This is a genomic window from Labrenzia sp. THAF191a, assembly GCF_009363335.1.
GTDB classification, from domain to species: Bacteria; Pseudomonadota; Alphaproteobacteria; order Rhizobiales; family Stappiaceae; genus Roseibium; species Roseibium algicola.
In genome coordinates this window covers 3371619-3385665 of the sequence record NZ_CP045333.1, presented here as the reverse complement: position 1 = coordinate 3385665, position 14047 = coordinate 3371619, and the positions used below count along the sequence as shown (strand labels likewise).

Annotated in this window: 10 protein-coding genes; 1 reads left to right on the top strand and 9 read right to left on the bottom strand. The window is 59.6% G+C overall.

The annotated features are described in order from the left end of the window. Positions 1-732: 732 nt before the first annotated feature. From FIV05_RS15555 to FIV05_RS15540, 4 genes are all read right to left on the bottom strand, one after another. Entirely contained in the window at positions 733-975 is a 243-nt protein-coding gene (locus FIV05_RS15555) for a hypothetical protein (RefSeq protein ID WP_152510194.1), read from the bottom strand. Between the two features lie 998 nt (positions 976-1973). Further along, positions 1974-2231, bottom strand: a complete 258-nt coding sequence (locus FIV05_RS15550) for a hypothetical protein (protein ID WP_209009673.1) — start codon at positions 2229-2231, stop codon at positions 1974-1976. Positions 2232-2369: 138 nt separating this feature from the next. Continuing rightward, positions 2370-2675 (bottom strand): hypothetical protein, encoded by a 306-nt coding sequence (locus tag FIV05_RS15545; protein ID WP_152510192.1) that lies wholly within the window; start codon positions 2673-2675, stop codon positions 2370-2372. Next, the gene (locus FIV05_RS15540) at positions 2672-3451 is read right to left on the bottom strand and encodes a glycoside hydrolase family 108 protein (protein WP_209009672.1); all 780 of its coding nucleotides are present in this window, start codon (positions 3449-3451) and stop codon (positions 2672-2674) included. Before FIV05_RS15540 ends, FIV05_RS15545 begins: the two co-directional genes overlap by 4 nt. A gap of 321 nt (positions 3452-3772) precedes the next feature. Here FIV05_RS15540 and FIV05_RS15535 point away from each other — a divergent pair, with 321 nt between their 5' ends. Next, positions 3773-4447 (top strand): methyltransferase domain-containing protein, encoded by a 675-nt coding sequence (locus FIV05_RS15535; protein WP_152510191.1) that lies wholly within the window; start codon positions 3773-3775, stop codon positions 4445-4447. A gap of 149 nt (positions 4448-4596) precedes the next feature. On the opposite strand, the gene FIV05_RS15530 is transcribed toward FIV05_RS15535, so the two are convergent. The 5 genes from FIV05_RS15530 to FIV05_RS15510 all read right to left on the bottom strand — a co-directional run bounded on the left by FIV05_RS15530 (position 4597) and on the right by FIV05_RS15510 (position 14046). Next, positions 4597-6966 carry a hypothetical protein gene (locus FIV05_RS15530; protein ID WP_152510190.1) on the bottom strand — a complete coding sequence of 790 codons (2370 nt, stop codon included), beginning with the start codon at positions 6964-6966 and terminating at the stop codon, positions 4597-4599. A 59-nt stretch (positions 6967-7025) separates the two neighbouring features. After that, the gene (locus FIV05_RS15525) at positions 7026-9545 is read right to left on the bottom strand and encodes a hypothetical protein (RefSeq protein WP_152510189.1); all 2520 of its coding nucleotides are present in this window, start codon (positions 9543-9545) and stop codon (positions 7026-7028) included. Next, a complete protein-coding gene (locus FIV05_RS15520; RefSeq protein ID WP_152510188.1) occupies positions 9542-10690 on the bottom strand; it encodes a hypothetical protein in 1149 nt (382 codons plus the stop codon). Before FIV05_RS15520 ends, FIV05_RS15525 begins: the two co-directional genes overlap by 4 nt. 324 nt (positions 10691-11014) lie before the next feature. Beyond that, entirely contained in the window at positions 11015-11281 is a 267-nt protein-coding gene (locus FIV05_RS15515; protein ID WP_152510187.1) for a hypothetical protein, read from the bottom strand. Beyond that, positions 11281-14046 carry a phage tail tip lysozyme gene (locus tag FIV05_RS15510; protein ID WP_152510186.1) on the bottom strand — a complete coding sequence of 922 codons (2766 nt, stop codon included), beginning with the start codon at positions 14044-14046 and terminating at the stop codon, positions 11281-11283. Before FIV05_RS15510 ends, FIV05_RS15515 begins: the two co-directional genes overlap by 1 nt. Between the last annotated feature and the right edge of the window lies 1 nt (position 14047).

The following is a 14047-nucleotide window of genomic DNA, read 5'->3' as shown; positions in this document are numbered from 1 at the left end:
CGCGTCAAACGCGGCGATCGCCTTGTTTGCCAATAGATTAAATAGGCACCGATTTTCCCTGCTTGGCAGCACGTTAAGTTGTCTGCCAAGGCGGTCAAACAAGAAAAAATATCAAGGTTAAAACTTGCGGGTACCGGTTTGAAAGAACGGGAGTTTTCAACCGGAGATTCACAACCTTGGACAAGGCATGGAAAGGACACGCCTAGTACCACTGGGACGAACGACCACCTCGCATATGGAAAAGAACATTGCACCGAGATGCAGACACATTGCATTCGCTGCCAGAAGATGACGATTGTCAGTTGTGATCTGTTCCAGGACGAAAGGTCGGTTATGGATCTGCCGAAGCGCCGGCGCTTTCGCTGCACTAGGTGCGGCGGGGCGCGGGTGGAACCCGACCGAATTATCCGTCAAAGGATCATCGCAGCAGCTGGTATGGGCTTGAAAAGCGGAAATGATTCGGTCTGCCAAACAGAACTTTACTCAGATTAGCCTGAGGACATTAGCAGTTTTCACAAGGTTTTTGTGCCAAACTTGTTGATGACCACTATATATAGGTGACCGGACTGATTTTAACTGCATGTTAGTAATTGCCTCGTGCGACGGGGGCCAATGATCAGGAGCACCACCTCCGTAAATCATCGGCCCGCCTTTATGGCCCACAGGCTGGCGAACTCAAATTGCGGAGCCCTTCGAATGCTTGCCGTCGGAGCTTCGTCGTAGGCCAAATCACTATGGGAAAGTTCCCACCGCTTCACCATTGTCCGTGTAAACGTGCAATGCAAGACCAACGGCAGAAATTTCTACACATTTCGTGAAACAGGCATCTTCGCGCGTGGAACACCCCATGAAGCGAAGCGACCGTCCCCGCTTCCCTTCCACATGCTTGTCATAGGCCGACAGGTCGGTCAGCAGGCAGTGCGTTGCCGATCGATCGATCTTGATCACCTGCTTGTTGCCAAGGCCGCGCAGCACGCTTGTCTCCAGCGCCTGTCTCAGCGTTGTCGACCAGCTGCCCTCAAGTAATTCGCCATGGCGCGCCGATCTACTATTTTGGTTGGCACCACGCGTCAACTTATCGGGACAGACAAATAAATCCTATTGGTGCCAGACATGCTTAGGCATGCTTCAGGCAATTGGATTGGCCGTTCTCGATGCCCTGAACACGTCACCAGCAGCGGCCTCGTCAATCACCGAGGGTACTAATGAACAGGCGGACACGAGGGGCTATTTGCTGTCATGCCAGGTCGAACAGGAACTTGCAGGCGCACGGAAGGTCATTGATGCCGAGTTGTCCCAACCAAAATAGTAGACCGCCACGCAGGCAACTTCACTAGATATGCTAGCAACGAGCCTATGGGATTATTGATCGTCACGCCCTGTTATTGCGGGACGTAGAACATCAACCCAAAACCAACCGAAGCCGACTGCAAGAAGTAAACCTACAGCCATTAGAGCCATCGCGTGAATATAGCCCCAAACAAACAGCTGAAAATAAAGAAGCAATAGACCAGAGCTTCCAATTGCGAGCGAAACGATTGCAATCAATACTTTCCGCATAATGACTATCCTTAATTTTTCAATCCGGTAATTCTGAAAGACGCGACACGGATAATAGAATCTCGTTCAACGCCCCGGCCAATCTGGGCTGGGTTCTAGATAAACGGCGTGAAGATGATGTAAAGGTGTTTCACAGCTTCAGCACGTTTGCTCACTGTTGCCTGCCGCTTCGCATCACCGAACGAACCGCGCGACGCCGCACGCGATCTCAATGCTCACGGCGCAGGAATTGCGCTTTACCGCAATTTCTTCAGCAATTTCAAAGGAAGATAAATGGTGGGTGAGTGGGGGCTCGAACCCCAGACCCGCTGATTAAGAGTTATTATTGGTTCTTTGTTTTTCAGCTACTTATGAGAAGTAAATAAACAAGTCCTACGCGATTTTGATAGTCCACATGAACTCTACGGCGAGTCTTATGGATTGCCTCGCCGCTCCCTGTCAAGACGCTCCAGGGCCTGCCGCGTGCGGCCTACCTCCTGAATTAAATACTTCATGTCGGATCGGATCTCGGTTAGCTCGGTACTCAACGGCCGGAGATCCCGCTGGATCTCTTTCACGTCCGAAGCGTTTTCCGTGATCCGTCGATCATGGTTCGACAGCCCGGCCTCGAGCCGCCCCCAACCGGCAGCCAGGCCGGCAACCATTGTCGCCAGCACGATGACGTTGCCCATCGATACTCCGGGCTGGATCCACTTGTGTCTTGCTTCAGCCATCAGGGGCACCCCAGGCGTTGATAGTTTGCATCGTTTGCGGCAACGCGCTCCAGGCCAGGTCGGTCGGCCTGCGCCAAGGCGACAGTGCCGGCCGGACTAAGGGCGTTCGCCCGGAAGCCCGCGCAGTTGCTGACATGCTTCGACGGGCAGCCCCCGAGAGCGAAGGTAGCCGGCACAAAGATCATGATCAGAAAGGCCCTTGAGCCGGGTTTCATCCTGGACGCGTGCGCGCTCAGCTTCTGTAGCACCTTCCGCCAGTTCCGTTTCATATGTCGCATAGCCGGCCCTCCAGCGCGTTTCCCCGTAGATCCATATGCCTGACAGCACGACCAGGCAGAACAGCGCGCCCAAGGCGTATTTGTTGCCCAGGACGCGCTTGGCGATTTCATAGGCGGCAATCATGCCGGCACCCGGTCACGCTCGAGCCGGTAGATGAAATAGACCCCGCCGGCGACAAGGCACCCGGCAACCGCCCATGCAACGGGTCCGGAGCCGGTCGCGATGGTGACAAGGCTGGCACCGAACGTCCCCAGCAGCTTGAGCCACTTGGGATCCTTGGCGACTTCCTCGACAACGGCAATCGTGCCCTTGTCTTCCTCCAGGGCTTTGCCGGGTGCTTCGGCCTTCGGCGCGGGGATCGGCACGGGTTTGGTCCGCACGGCGTTCATGGCCAGCATCACGCCCCGGTCGATCACACCGTAATCGTCCGTTTGCACGCCGAGCTTTTCGCCCATGATGCGCCGCGTCCAGCCAGTTCCAAAGGTTGACCAGTGCTTGAGGCCCCGGACGAACTTGTACCGCCGCTCGCACAGCTGGCGGACAACGGTATCGGCCGAAAGATCACCGAGGGCTGCCAGGGTTACGTTGCCGATCCAGCCGTCCGGCTTGACACCCAGGACGCGCTGCAGATCCTTGATCGCCCGTTTCGGCCCGGAGTTCACCCCGTAGTCGAACGCGGCATAATCGACGCCGGCAGGCAGCTGGTCGGCCGCGACGGCCTGCCAGTATTGCTCCCGGTAGATCGCGCGGACTTCCGCCTCGGTGATGTGTTTGACGCTTTGCTTGGAAAGGTTCATGCGCCGGCGATAGCCGTCATAGGTGCGCTGGATCACGCCCCTGTTCGTGGCACCGCCCGGGTCTTTCGGATGATTAACATAACCGCCCTCATGGACGAGCACTCAGGACAGGCATTCCTCGAAATTCACCGCCGTCATAATCGCGATCTCCGGTTGCCGGATTGGTTTCTGATCGCGATTATCGACGGTGCAGCGTGGGGTTAACTGAAGCTGATATTTGGGAACTGTGAAATTCCCGGCATTCAACCTATATTTTAGCTGTTTTTTCGACTTATAAGAACTGCGCGTAAAACTTAGAATTGTCTTCGGATCATCGATCTGCAGGCAAATCAGTTAATCAACCCAGGTCTACATCAATTATTGACGAATGCTCTTTGACCGTGCTTCGTTCGACAATTGTTTAGGGAAATCGATAGGCAAAAAATGCATCAATCTGCGTTTAACCACATGCAAAATTGCATCAATTCAAACTTAGCGCGAAACAAGCATTACGATATAATTGAAGTCGGTTCGCGAATGGTAGATGGGCAAAAACTCTCCCACCGTGAAATTCTTCAAAACTTTGACCACTCTTATACAGGTTTGGACGTTGAAGCAGGTCCAAATGTGGACGTTGTTTTGGTACAACCCTACAGTATTCCGATTAAAACATCATCTGCCGATGTCATTGTTTGCGGGCAGGTTTTTGAACACGTTCCGTTCTTCTGGGTATCCTTTCTCGAGATGGCTCGAATGCTCAGGCAAAACGGTTACATCTTCTTGTCCGTCCCTTCCAGGGGTCACGTGCATGCTAGCAAGCAAGAATTCGATTGCTGGCGCTTTTACCCAGACAGCATGAGAGCCCTCGCAGCATTTGCAGGACTGTCTTTGATAGATGTCCATACTGATTTTCCACCCAAAATCCCAGGGTCACGAGCATACGATTACACTCGAGTTGCGGAAGACCGCTATTGGGGCGATACCGTCGCGGTATTTCGGAGGGAAGCTCCACTGACAATCAAGCAGCGAGTTTTTACAGCTGCACTGACTTGGTGGAGCAACCGTCAGGCCCCTAACCTTGCAGAGTTAATTGAACAGAGGATCAGGACCGGAAAATAGCTAGCAACGAGACCTCGATTAACAATGAAATTTGATCTCTTGAACGAGCGTTTTTACAAGAAAGACCAAAATCTTGCTCGTAAACTCGCATTTCAATTCAACCAGACCATTAAGTACGGACAAGAGGTATTGGCACCGCATACCCGTTCTTAAGTAGCTGAGACAGCGGCATAGCTACCGACGACAAACCATCCAGACCCGGTTGAAACTGCGACGCAGGGTTGACCGGCCCGGCCATTTGTACACCAGACATTTGCCCCCGCGCCTGCATCTGCTGCTGCTGGAAGTGTTGCAACTGAATAGACCGGTAACTTTACGGGCTGGCGGAAATCAAATCTGTTTTCGTTATGCTCAAAACCGACGTTCGGTAGCTCTAGACCAGAAGTGTGCGCTCCATAAGAGTATCTGAAGATACCTGTATCATAACGAAATCCAGCCGCCTTTCCGCTCGATCTATCCAAAAGGTAAGCGAATGGTCTAAAGCTTTCAGTAATACGACCTCCATACTCACTTGCAGGTCCATCGTCATAAACATGATCGAGACAGCGCATTCCAGACGGAAAAGGAATAGAGGTGTCTCCTCGCCCCCACAAAGCTTGCATCAGCTCTCGCCCATAGGCATCAGAAGCGCGCAAATTTTGCTTATTATGTACCCAGCTCTGATTGAGCCCACCGACAATATCATTAACCCAAACCACACCAGTCTTCGCTTGGTCAGTGGCAATGTGACCATAAGTAACATTGGTGTAATCGTTGACGTTGATATCGTCACCGGAAGTGTCCTGCCAAGACAATAAGGTTGATGGATAATCACCGCTCTCGATCCACGTAATGCCACTAAAATGAACTTGATCACAGTCGCGAAGACGAACTCGAAACGCAGCAGATGAAGAGACCCGCATCGTTCCGAAGTTGATGTTTCTTACCTGACCACGTCCCGTTGTCGTGGACCCGGCATTTGATGCCCAACCGTCGATATCGACAGCGGCCGGTGAGAAGTCCGGCTCGGCCTCCATGTTATTCCGGGTCAGAGCGGCACCGAAGCCGGTCGGGTCGACCATCCGGCGTCCGGATTGATGCGCCACGTAGATAGCGCAGCGGCCGGTGAAACGCCCGTCGCTGTCGCCGGAAGCCCCGCGCTCATCCGGGACGAGACCGGTTGCCTCATCGTAGTAATCACCTCCCGGGTGCAGCGGGCCGTATTCTGTGAACCCCGAGAAGCCTCCCCAGGAGAGGAAATTGTGATGGCTCCAGCCGTCGCCCCCCGCGAATGTCTCGCCGGACGCCCCTTTCGGCAGCGCAGCGCCATCGGGGTCGAGAAGCTCAGGCAGGTTCAAGGCCCGTGTGTATTCCTGCAGCAACCGGGTTTTGCGGAAGTGGCCAATAATGCCGAAATTGACCGTGTTGAAGCCGGGACGCCCCGTGCGGAGAACCCCGATATCGATATTGTCCCCAAGATTTGTATGACTGAGATCGGTATAGTCGCAGTTCAACCAGAGTAGCCAATCCTGGAAACCTATGCCGTCTGCATGGATTTCGATGGCGGCCGACATCGGATCGTCTTTCAGGTCCGCCCCGGACGCCCGGTGTTTACGCCGGGTCAAAATGCGCTTGGCGAATGTACCGGCTGCAATGACCCGGCTCATCGGTTGAAAATCGCGGGCAAAATAATCCGCCCGACCGTAACCGTAGCCTCGACCCTGACCGACGACCTTTTGCCCTGTCGTCTTGAACAGCAGCGGCTCTGTCGTGACAAAGTCACCTTTTGTCAGCTCGCACTGCACCCCTCCGGCGATCATTGCTTTCAAGGCGGCCGAGCTGTCATTGACGCCTGTCGGATCAGGATTGCCCGGAGCATCGAGGATGCAATACGTGTCCGTGGCACGCTGTTTCATCGTGCGCGTCGTACCCGAAGGCCAGACCGCAACCGAAGCCCCGACACCTTCTGCCGCCGCCGCAGAAGCGGCGGCCTCAACCGCCGCCTGCGCAGCGATGGCAGCATTTTCCTGGGCACCTGCAATATCATCCACATCGCCGCCGTCGCCCCAGTTCCCGTCGGCGGTTCGCTTCAAGAAGTGCCCCCCTGGAACATCAGCAACCTGCCCACCCGCACTCACTGACGGCACCAACAGTGCGCGTCCCAGATCTCGGCGGATTTCTTGCAGGGTGAAGGCGATCTCGGCATGGACACGAGCGAGCGCCTCCATGTTGAGACCGGTGCCTTTGGACAGAGAAATGCTGCGCTCATGGACCCGCGCGCCGAGCACCCGGAATTCCTTCGTGTCCGGATGCACCGCGTCAAATTGAATTGTGAAATAGTCCGCTGTATCCGGCCCCTTGATCACTGTGACGTCCGCCGTCAGCTGCCAGAAGTCTTCGCCGATATCGCGGATTTCCACAACGACGTCGAGAGGATAGATGATCTTGAAAGTGAACGGCCCGAACGTGTCATCGACACCGTTAAAGGCCATAGCGTTAGAAATACGCGCGCTTCGCTCTACGGGATAGGCAGTGGTCATGGTCCGGCTCCAGATTGACCGGACCATGATGGCGGGCGGACAGACAGGTTAAGTGCGGATCAGGACCCGGGCCGGGTCACGTCGAGATCCGGAGCGCGCTCCGGTAGCAGGTTGCCTGGCGACCACCAGGTATCTGTTCCGAGATCGGCGGCATAGCGGCCGCGCCGGCGAAAAGCCTTCTCGGCTTCCGGATCGGTCAGCCGGCGCATGCTGTCCATCAGCACTCGATCATAGGCCAGGCGCCAGAACCACAGCGAGCGGCCGGGCGCGTTCTTGGCAACGAACCGCCGCGTTTCCTCGGCAACGTTCGTCGTGTCGCCTGTCGCGAACTGGGCGGCGTTGCCGAAGGTCAGATCAATGAAATCGGTGCCGAAATCAGCCACCGGCCCGCCAATGGTCGCGCCGATCCCGCCGCCGAAGCGGTTGAGATCACCAAGCAGGAAGTCGCCAACGATGCCGAAGCCGCCGCCCTGCATGAAGGCCTGGCCGGCAAAGGCAAGCGGATTGCCGTCCCTGCCCATGATCGGCCGCGGATCCCGCCCGGATTGAATATCCTTCAACCAGAGCGAAACCGCACCGCCGAGCGCCGTCGTCAGGCTGACAGCAGCGGCAAACCGCGCGCCGGCAGCGCGGGACGCACCGAATTCCCGATAAGCCCGGGAACCATAGAGAAGCGCATAGGTCACCGCGAAGCTCTTGAACATGCCGGCAGAACGGATGATCTCACCCCAGAGCGTACCGGGCTGCGACCCTGCCCGGGTGAAGGACCGGCCGCGCAGGGTGCCGCTCGGCACCGCATATTCGGTTTCCTGCAGGATCATCTCCAGGACACGCTCGGCAAGACCCTCGTCAACGGCGGCGATCTCCTGCGGCCGCAGGAAAGTTGCCCCATCGCGCTCATGCAGCACCGAACTGCGGATCCTGTCCCAATCCTCGGCCGTGAAGCCCCAGCGTTCGAGCGACTTCGCAGTAGCCCGCTCGAGCGTGTTTTTCTTGGCGTTTTTCAGCTCGGCCAGGCTCTTGCCGGCACGATCCGCCAGCATTCCCTGGAAGGAGAGCCCGAAGGAATGCCGCCCGGCCTGCGTCCAGGCCGTCAGCCCCTGCCAGGCCAGCACCCGGTCGGGCAGCACCTGGCTCCATTCCGGACCGGACAGCGTCCCGAGATAGCGCGCCTCAGTGCCAAGGACATGCATGGCCGAGTCCAGGATCAGGCCGCCACGCACGGCTTCCATGCGGCTGGATTTCCTGATCTGGCCGGCAAGGCCGTGCAGGGTAGACAACGCCGGAATGCCGACAAAGCGCCGGGAAATGGCCTGGTAGATCGGATCTGTCGGCAGAGCGGACAAGATGGCCGATCCCAGAATGGACGAGGTCAACCAATTGCGCGTGATCGAAAAGCCGGCCGCCAGCTGCGTGTCCACCGCCACTTCCGCATTGCCCCGGTAGGCTTCCCACATGTTCTCGATTGTGCGGATCTTGCCGCGCGACCGGCTGTCCGCGCGGGCACGTGATCCGGCGAAAGGCACCATATCTCCGGCTTTCTTTTCCTGACCCGCCTTTTCAATCCGCTGTTTCAGGAACGTCAGCATCGCATTCGGGTTTGGCCCCAGACGCTCGACGGCCGCGATGTCACGGGCCATCAGATTGATGTGGTTCATCATCGACGCGAACGGATTGCCTTGGCCGAAATCGCGCTGGTAGGCCAGCCAGTCATTTGAAGACTTGAATACCAGGAACCGATGCTCTGCATGTTGCGAGGCAATCGCACCGCGTCCGAACGTCGTCTGGCTCGGCTCGCGGGACGCCCAGCCGTTGGTGACGATATCTCCCCAGATCCGGTCCAGGATCCCGTCAAGTTCTTCTTCCAGGATCTCGTCACCGGTCACCGGATGGCGCATGCGGGCAAGGTCAATCCGAGGACGGATCGCATCTTTCCATGTTTGCTTGCCAGCGTTCAACAGCGCCTTCGGATCGTGCGACTGCGGCAAGCCCCAGCCTTCCAGCTTGCCGATATCGCCGCCCGCCTTGTTGAAACGCACACGCAGACCGTCCGCGACGTCCGCCCAGGCCTGCGCCAGTGCCTTGGCGGCCGGATCCCCGGTACTCTCACCGAAAGCCTCGCGCACGACATTATCAAGATCAGCGCGGTTCGGCGTTCGGCCGGTCAGGGCGGTGCGCTCGAATTTCTGCAGCAACTCGGTTAGCTCGGCATGGGCCTGGCCGACGATGGCCTTGCGCAGACCTTCCATGGACTGGAACGGCGCGCTGCCATAATGCTCCAGCAGGGCGATAGTTCCCTCGGCCAGGTCTGCCTCACCTTTGGCTGTGCGGTAGGTCAACGTATCCTTCACCGCCTTTTTCTGTGCCAGGGCCTGCAGCAGAAGCCGGCGCTTTTTCAGCGCGGCATCGGCCGCCATCCGGCGCGCGGTCGCTGCCTGGGCGTCCATGGCGGCCGTCGCGGTTCCCTTCTGGGCCGCCTTGCGGCGATAGCCTTCATAGATGTTGCGCAGCCAGGCCGCTTCGCGTTCGGAGATCTCGCCCTGGTCAAGGGCGGAAGTCAGGCAGTTGTCGATGCTCATGAGAGTTTGCAGGCCTTTACGAGATCAGAAAGATAGTTGCCCCGGTTGGCTTCCTCCAGGGCTTCGGCGACCGTCCGCGTTTCGGCCGTCACCCGGCCGTCCTCCTGGACGAACAGCATGTCGGCAAGCTCATCTTCGGGATCCAGCTGGGTCTCCAGCGCTGCGACCTGGTCGGCGGCTTCCGGGCTGTCGGGCTCGAAGGGATCGGGTTTGACCGGGCGAGACGGCACCGCCGGTGCGGCCGCCTGTCCGGGGGCCGCCGGTGCAACGGATCCGTCAGGCGATCCCTGAAGGCCGGAGCGCGCAACCGCCCTGCCCGCTTCCAGGCGGCCGCCGGCGCGGGCATCGGCTGTCCGCTGCACGCTATTGAAGGTCCTGCGAGCCTCACGCAACTTCTTGCGGGCGCGCTTGAGCTGTTTCTCAGGACCAATCCTGAATTCACGCTCAGCGCGCTCCAGAGCGCCCTTGCCGACGGTTTCGATGATGCTGGCACGCTCGGCTTCAAGATCCGCCCGCCGCTTTGCCGGTATCTCTGTCTTGAGTTCCTCCTCGACTGCCCGCATGCGCGCGGCTGTTTCCGGATCGATGCGCTCAAGTGTGTCAGCGGCCGTGCGTGCGCTTAAAGGCCCTTCCAGGTCAGCGACGGCTTTTTGCGCGGCTTCCAGTTCAGCCCGGGCGCTGCCCAGCTCACTCGCCAGGCGGGGATCTGCAGCCAGCTCCTGTTCACGCAGGAACCTGGCAAAGTCCTCCGGATCGCCGGCGTCGAGTGTTTCGGCGAAACGGTTGGCCCGCTCCAGCATCCGTCCGAAATCAGCACTCATGTCGTCGCCGAGCTCGGCGCGTATCGCGCGCATGACGGCGCGGTTGTCGTCATAGACATCGACTGCAGCCCGCGTTGCCGGCGGCAGGCTGTCACGAACAGGAAGAAGGTCGTCCACGATCTTTTCAGGATCCGGTTTCGGCAACTGAGCGTCCACGCGCCGACGCCAGCTGCGCTTGATCGCGCCCGGTGTCTCGATGGCACCGCGCAGCGTGCCGCCAACAATGCCGCCGAGCGCCGTCGCCATGCCGATGTTCTTCAGGCCTTCGGCCAGGCCGTGCGGCAGGCCGGCGTCTTCGCGCCACTTTTGCACGAAAGGCTGCACGGCTGTCTCCGTCGCCCCGGCGACAAGCGCCTCACGCCAGGTCGTTGCCAGAACCTTGCCGGCGACCGTGCGGGCACCACCGGCCCCAAGGCCAAGCGGCAGCGTCAGCAGCGTGACGGGATCCTGCAGCGCGCCGCCGATGCCGCCGGCGACGCCGGCACCGAAACCGGCCCAGTCCTCGCGGGTGGAGGACAGAAGCTCATAATGCTCGGCCGATTGCCTGGCTTTTTCCCTGGCGGCCTTTTCGATGCCGTCCAGGCGGAACGGCGACAGGAGATCGGCCTTATCCGGATGCTGCTCAATGATCTCGCCAACGCGCTTTTCCTAGAGCTTGAAGGGATCACCACGCACGGGATCCCGGTGCATCGGCGTCGATTGTGTGTCCAGGCGCGGATTTTCCAGCTCGATGCCGGTTGCCTCCCGAATGCTCTTGACCGCCTCGTCAAAGGCTTCGGTCTCTGTCAGCAGACGGGCGTTGAAATTGTCGACATAAAGCGCGGTCTCACGTGCCGCTCCGGCAATTGCCGAAAGGCTCGCCTCCCCCTCGTAAACACTTGCATCAGCTGGATCGATCGTCCGGAAAAGGCTCATCAGAAACCACCCCCGCCGGCACCGAAGTTGGGAGACAGGCGCTGGCGCTGCAGCTCGGCCAGGCGAGCAAGATCAAGCTCCCAGAAACCACCGGCAGGATCCGCGACAAATTCCATCCGGCCGCCGCGTTCCTTGCCAATCCGGTAGGCACCGGGAGCGACGGCGAAAAGCACGCCATCCCTGATATCGTCGGCCGTGACCTTTACCCCGAATTCGCCGAGGGGCGACAGCGGCGCGCTGATAGCCTCAAGGTCCTGTTCGCTCATGCCTTCCAGCAGATCTTCGACATTTTCCGCCGTCATGCCCGGCGGCAACAGGACAGTACGACCGTTGATCTCAGCAAAGCCGCCACGCTGGCCGTCCGGCGAGAACACCGCCCCGGCCGCTTCGTTGAGGGCGCGCCGGTAGATCTCTTCCGCTTCCGGACTGTCCGGAGCAACGCCGGCGACTTCCGCCTGGCGACGGGCAATGGACATCGCGCTTTCTTCGACACGGCTACTGTCTTCAGGATGCAGCTGCGACAGCGCGCCGCCCAGCACCTCGGATGTGACGGCCTGCCGCTGTTTCTTCACCGGGTTCGGCGGCCGCTTGCCATCCACCCCAGGCTGGTTTCCAAGAAGCGCGTCCTGGGCCGCACGCGGGTTGCCCCCCAGCGCCAGCACAACGCCGGCCCATTCGGCTTCCGGTGCGGCCTCGCGCAGCTCGCGCAGCATGTCGACCGAGGCAGCGCCCCCGGCTTCCACTATACCCGCGATCAGCCCAAGACTTGTATCCGGTTCGGTGCGGATCAGCTCGGCGATCTCGACCTTCTCTGTCCCGGTGAAATATTTCGGTGCAACGCCGAAGCGTTCGGCAACCGCATGCGCCGTATCGACCCGGCCTTTCACCGCCGAAATCGCCCCGCCGGTCTGCATGGCATCGAGGAGCCCGGGCACCAACGGCACCGCGCCATAGCGTTCGGCGAGAGCCAACGGATCGGTTTCAAGAGCTTTTTCCTGGCGGGCGATCAGGTCGCGGGCAAAGGTAAGATCCTCCCGGTTCACGCTCCCGTCCGGACCTTTCAGGATCTCGGCCAGGTTCTGGCGCACGACACCAGGTGGATTGGTACGCAAATGGCGCGCGACATTCAGCCGGCGCAACGCCGACTGGCCGATGGCTTCCGCTTCCGGAGAAACACCAAGGCCGCGCTCGAAACGGGCGTACTCGGCTTCGGAGATCGATGCCCCGTCCACGATCCGCAACGCGAACTCATCGCCCTGCCGGCGCAGATTGTCGCTTGCCTGGCGCTCGGCCGTGGTCCTGTCCTTCGACAGCTTTTCCAATCCGCCATCGATGCGGGCCCAGCTTTCCCGGTCAACATTCTCCAGCTTACCTTCGGAGTAATCCTTGGCGATCTGCTGGCGCATTTCAACGATTTCATCGGAAGACTTGCCGTCCGCCTGGCCGAGATAAAAGGCAACGGACGTATCGCGCATCGAACTCGCCTTGTAGCGGTCCGCCTCGGCCTGCGTCAGGATCCCCCGAGACACAGCATTGTCGTAATGCTCATCAATGGAACCCTGAATGGAGAACAGATCATCGGCATCGGCTTCCGATCCTGCATTCTGGCCGGCCAGGAAGCGAGCCTTTTCCTCTTCAAGGGTATCGATCCGGCCAAGGAATTCCTCCCGGTCCTTTTGCTCCTGGCGGATCTTTGCCGCCTCGCGGGAGCGCTCAAGCATGTTGAGCGATTTCTTGTCATAGACAGCCGAGTAATCGCCTGCGATCTCATCAAAGACGTGATCCTGCAGATGCGCCGTCTTCAGCTCGCCAAGGGCTTTCTGCAGCATGGCTGGATCTTCGGAATAGGCGTCATAAACTGCTGCCATATCCTGCTGCATGGTGACGTCGAGCTGCTGGAGATAGGTGCGCGTGCCGGCAACATCATAGGCGCGTCCCCGGATCGTCGCGCTACCCGTGGGCCGGAATGTGCCGGGCGCGCCGGCGCGCACTGGAACGGCCTCACCAATGGGCGTCACGCGCATCGGCCCGTCCCGGGCAGCGTCATCGATGGCGATGCCGGACAGACCCTTGGCATAGGCCAGACGGCTCGTATAGCCGTGCCCTGCCGTGGGGTTGGCACGCGTGTAGCCGGCCGGGCGCTCGAAATGCATGAAGGCGGCCACGGCCTCGTCAAGGTTCGTTGCCGCACGCAGGGCGTTACCGGCATAGCTTTCGCTGGTTGCCAGTTCGTGCATCACGAAATCAAGCTGCGCTTCCAGGCTGTCCCAGCTCCGGCCGGAGCTGGCCGCATAGCGCTTGCCGTTCACCAGGCGGTCTCCCCGGTGCTGAAAGGCACCATGAGCCGTGCCGTTGTCGCCGACAGCCTTCAGGTTGAAGCCGCTTTCCTGCATGCCGTGGCCGGCAATTGCCGCCGCCTGGTGCGGCTGCAGGCCGTGCTTCTGGATCAGATAGTCGCGCGCGGCCGCTGCCGTTTCGTTGCTGTCCTTTTCGCCGACGACGATGCCGCGTGCAGCGGATCCGCCAGTGATCATTCCAGCCTGGGGAGCGCCGGCCAGTGCTGCACGGATCCCGGCGCGCTCGCCCTCGATGGCGGCCTGCCGGTCCGCCATCTGCCCGAATTGTCCGGCCAGGCGCGCGAAGCCGGCCGCCACCCGGCGCTCCATGTCACCACCTTCCCGGGAGACCGCCAGGAGCCCGTCAGCCTTGGTTCCCTGCGGCCGAAACTGCCTGTATCCGACTTGTTGACGCTGCCGATTTGACATG

Bases quoted from the DNA above. Each gene is read 5' to 3' on its own strand.
- FIV05_RS15550 (WP_209009673.1), bottom strand. From the start codon at position 2,231: ATGGGCAACGTCATCGTGCTGGCGACAATGGTTGCCGGCCTGGCTGCC.
- FIV05_RS15545 (WP_152510192.1), bottom strand. From the start codon at position 2,675: ATGATTGCCGCCTATGAAATCGCCAAGCGCGTCCTGGGCAACAAATAC.
- FIV05_RS15535 (WP_152510191.1), top strand. From the start codon at position 3,773: ATGCATCAATCTGCGTTTAACCACATGCAAAATTGCATCAATTCAAAC.
- FIV05_RS15530 (WP_152510190.1), bottom strand. From the start codon at position 6,966: ATGACCACTGCCTATCCCGTAGAGCGAAGCGCGCGTATTTCTAACGCT.
- FIV05_RS15525 (WP_152510189.1), bottom strand. From the start codon at position 9,545: ATGAGCATCGACAACTGCCTGACTTCCGCCCTTGACCAGGGCGAGATC.
- FIV05_RS15515 (WP_152510187.1), bottom strand. From the start codon at position 11,281: ATGAGCCTTTTCCGGACGATCGATCCAGCTGATGCAAGTGTTTACGAG.
- FIV05_RS15510 (WP_152510186.1), bottom strand. From the start codon at position 14,046: ATGTCAAATCGGCAGCGTCAACAAGTCGGATACAGGCAGTTTCGGCCG.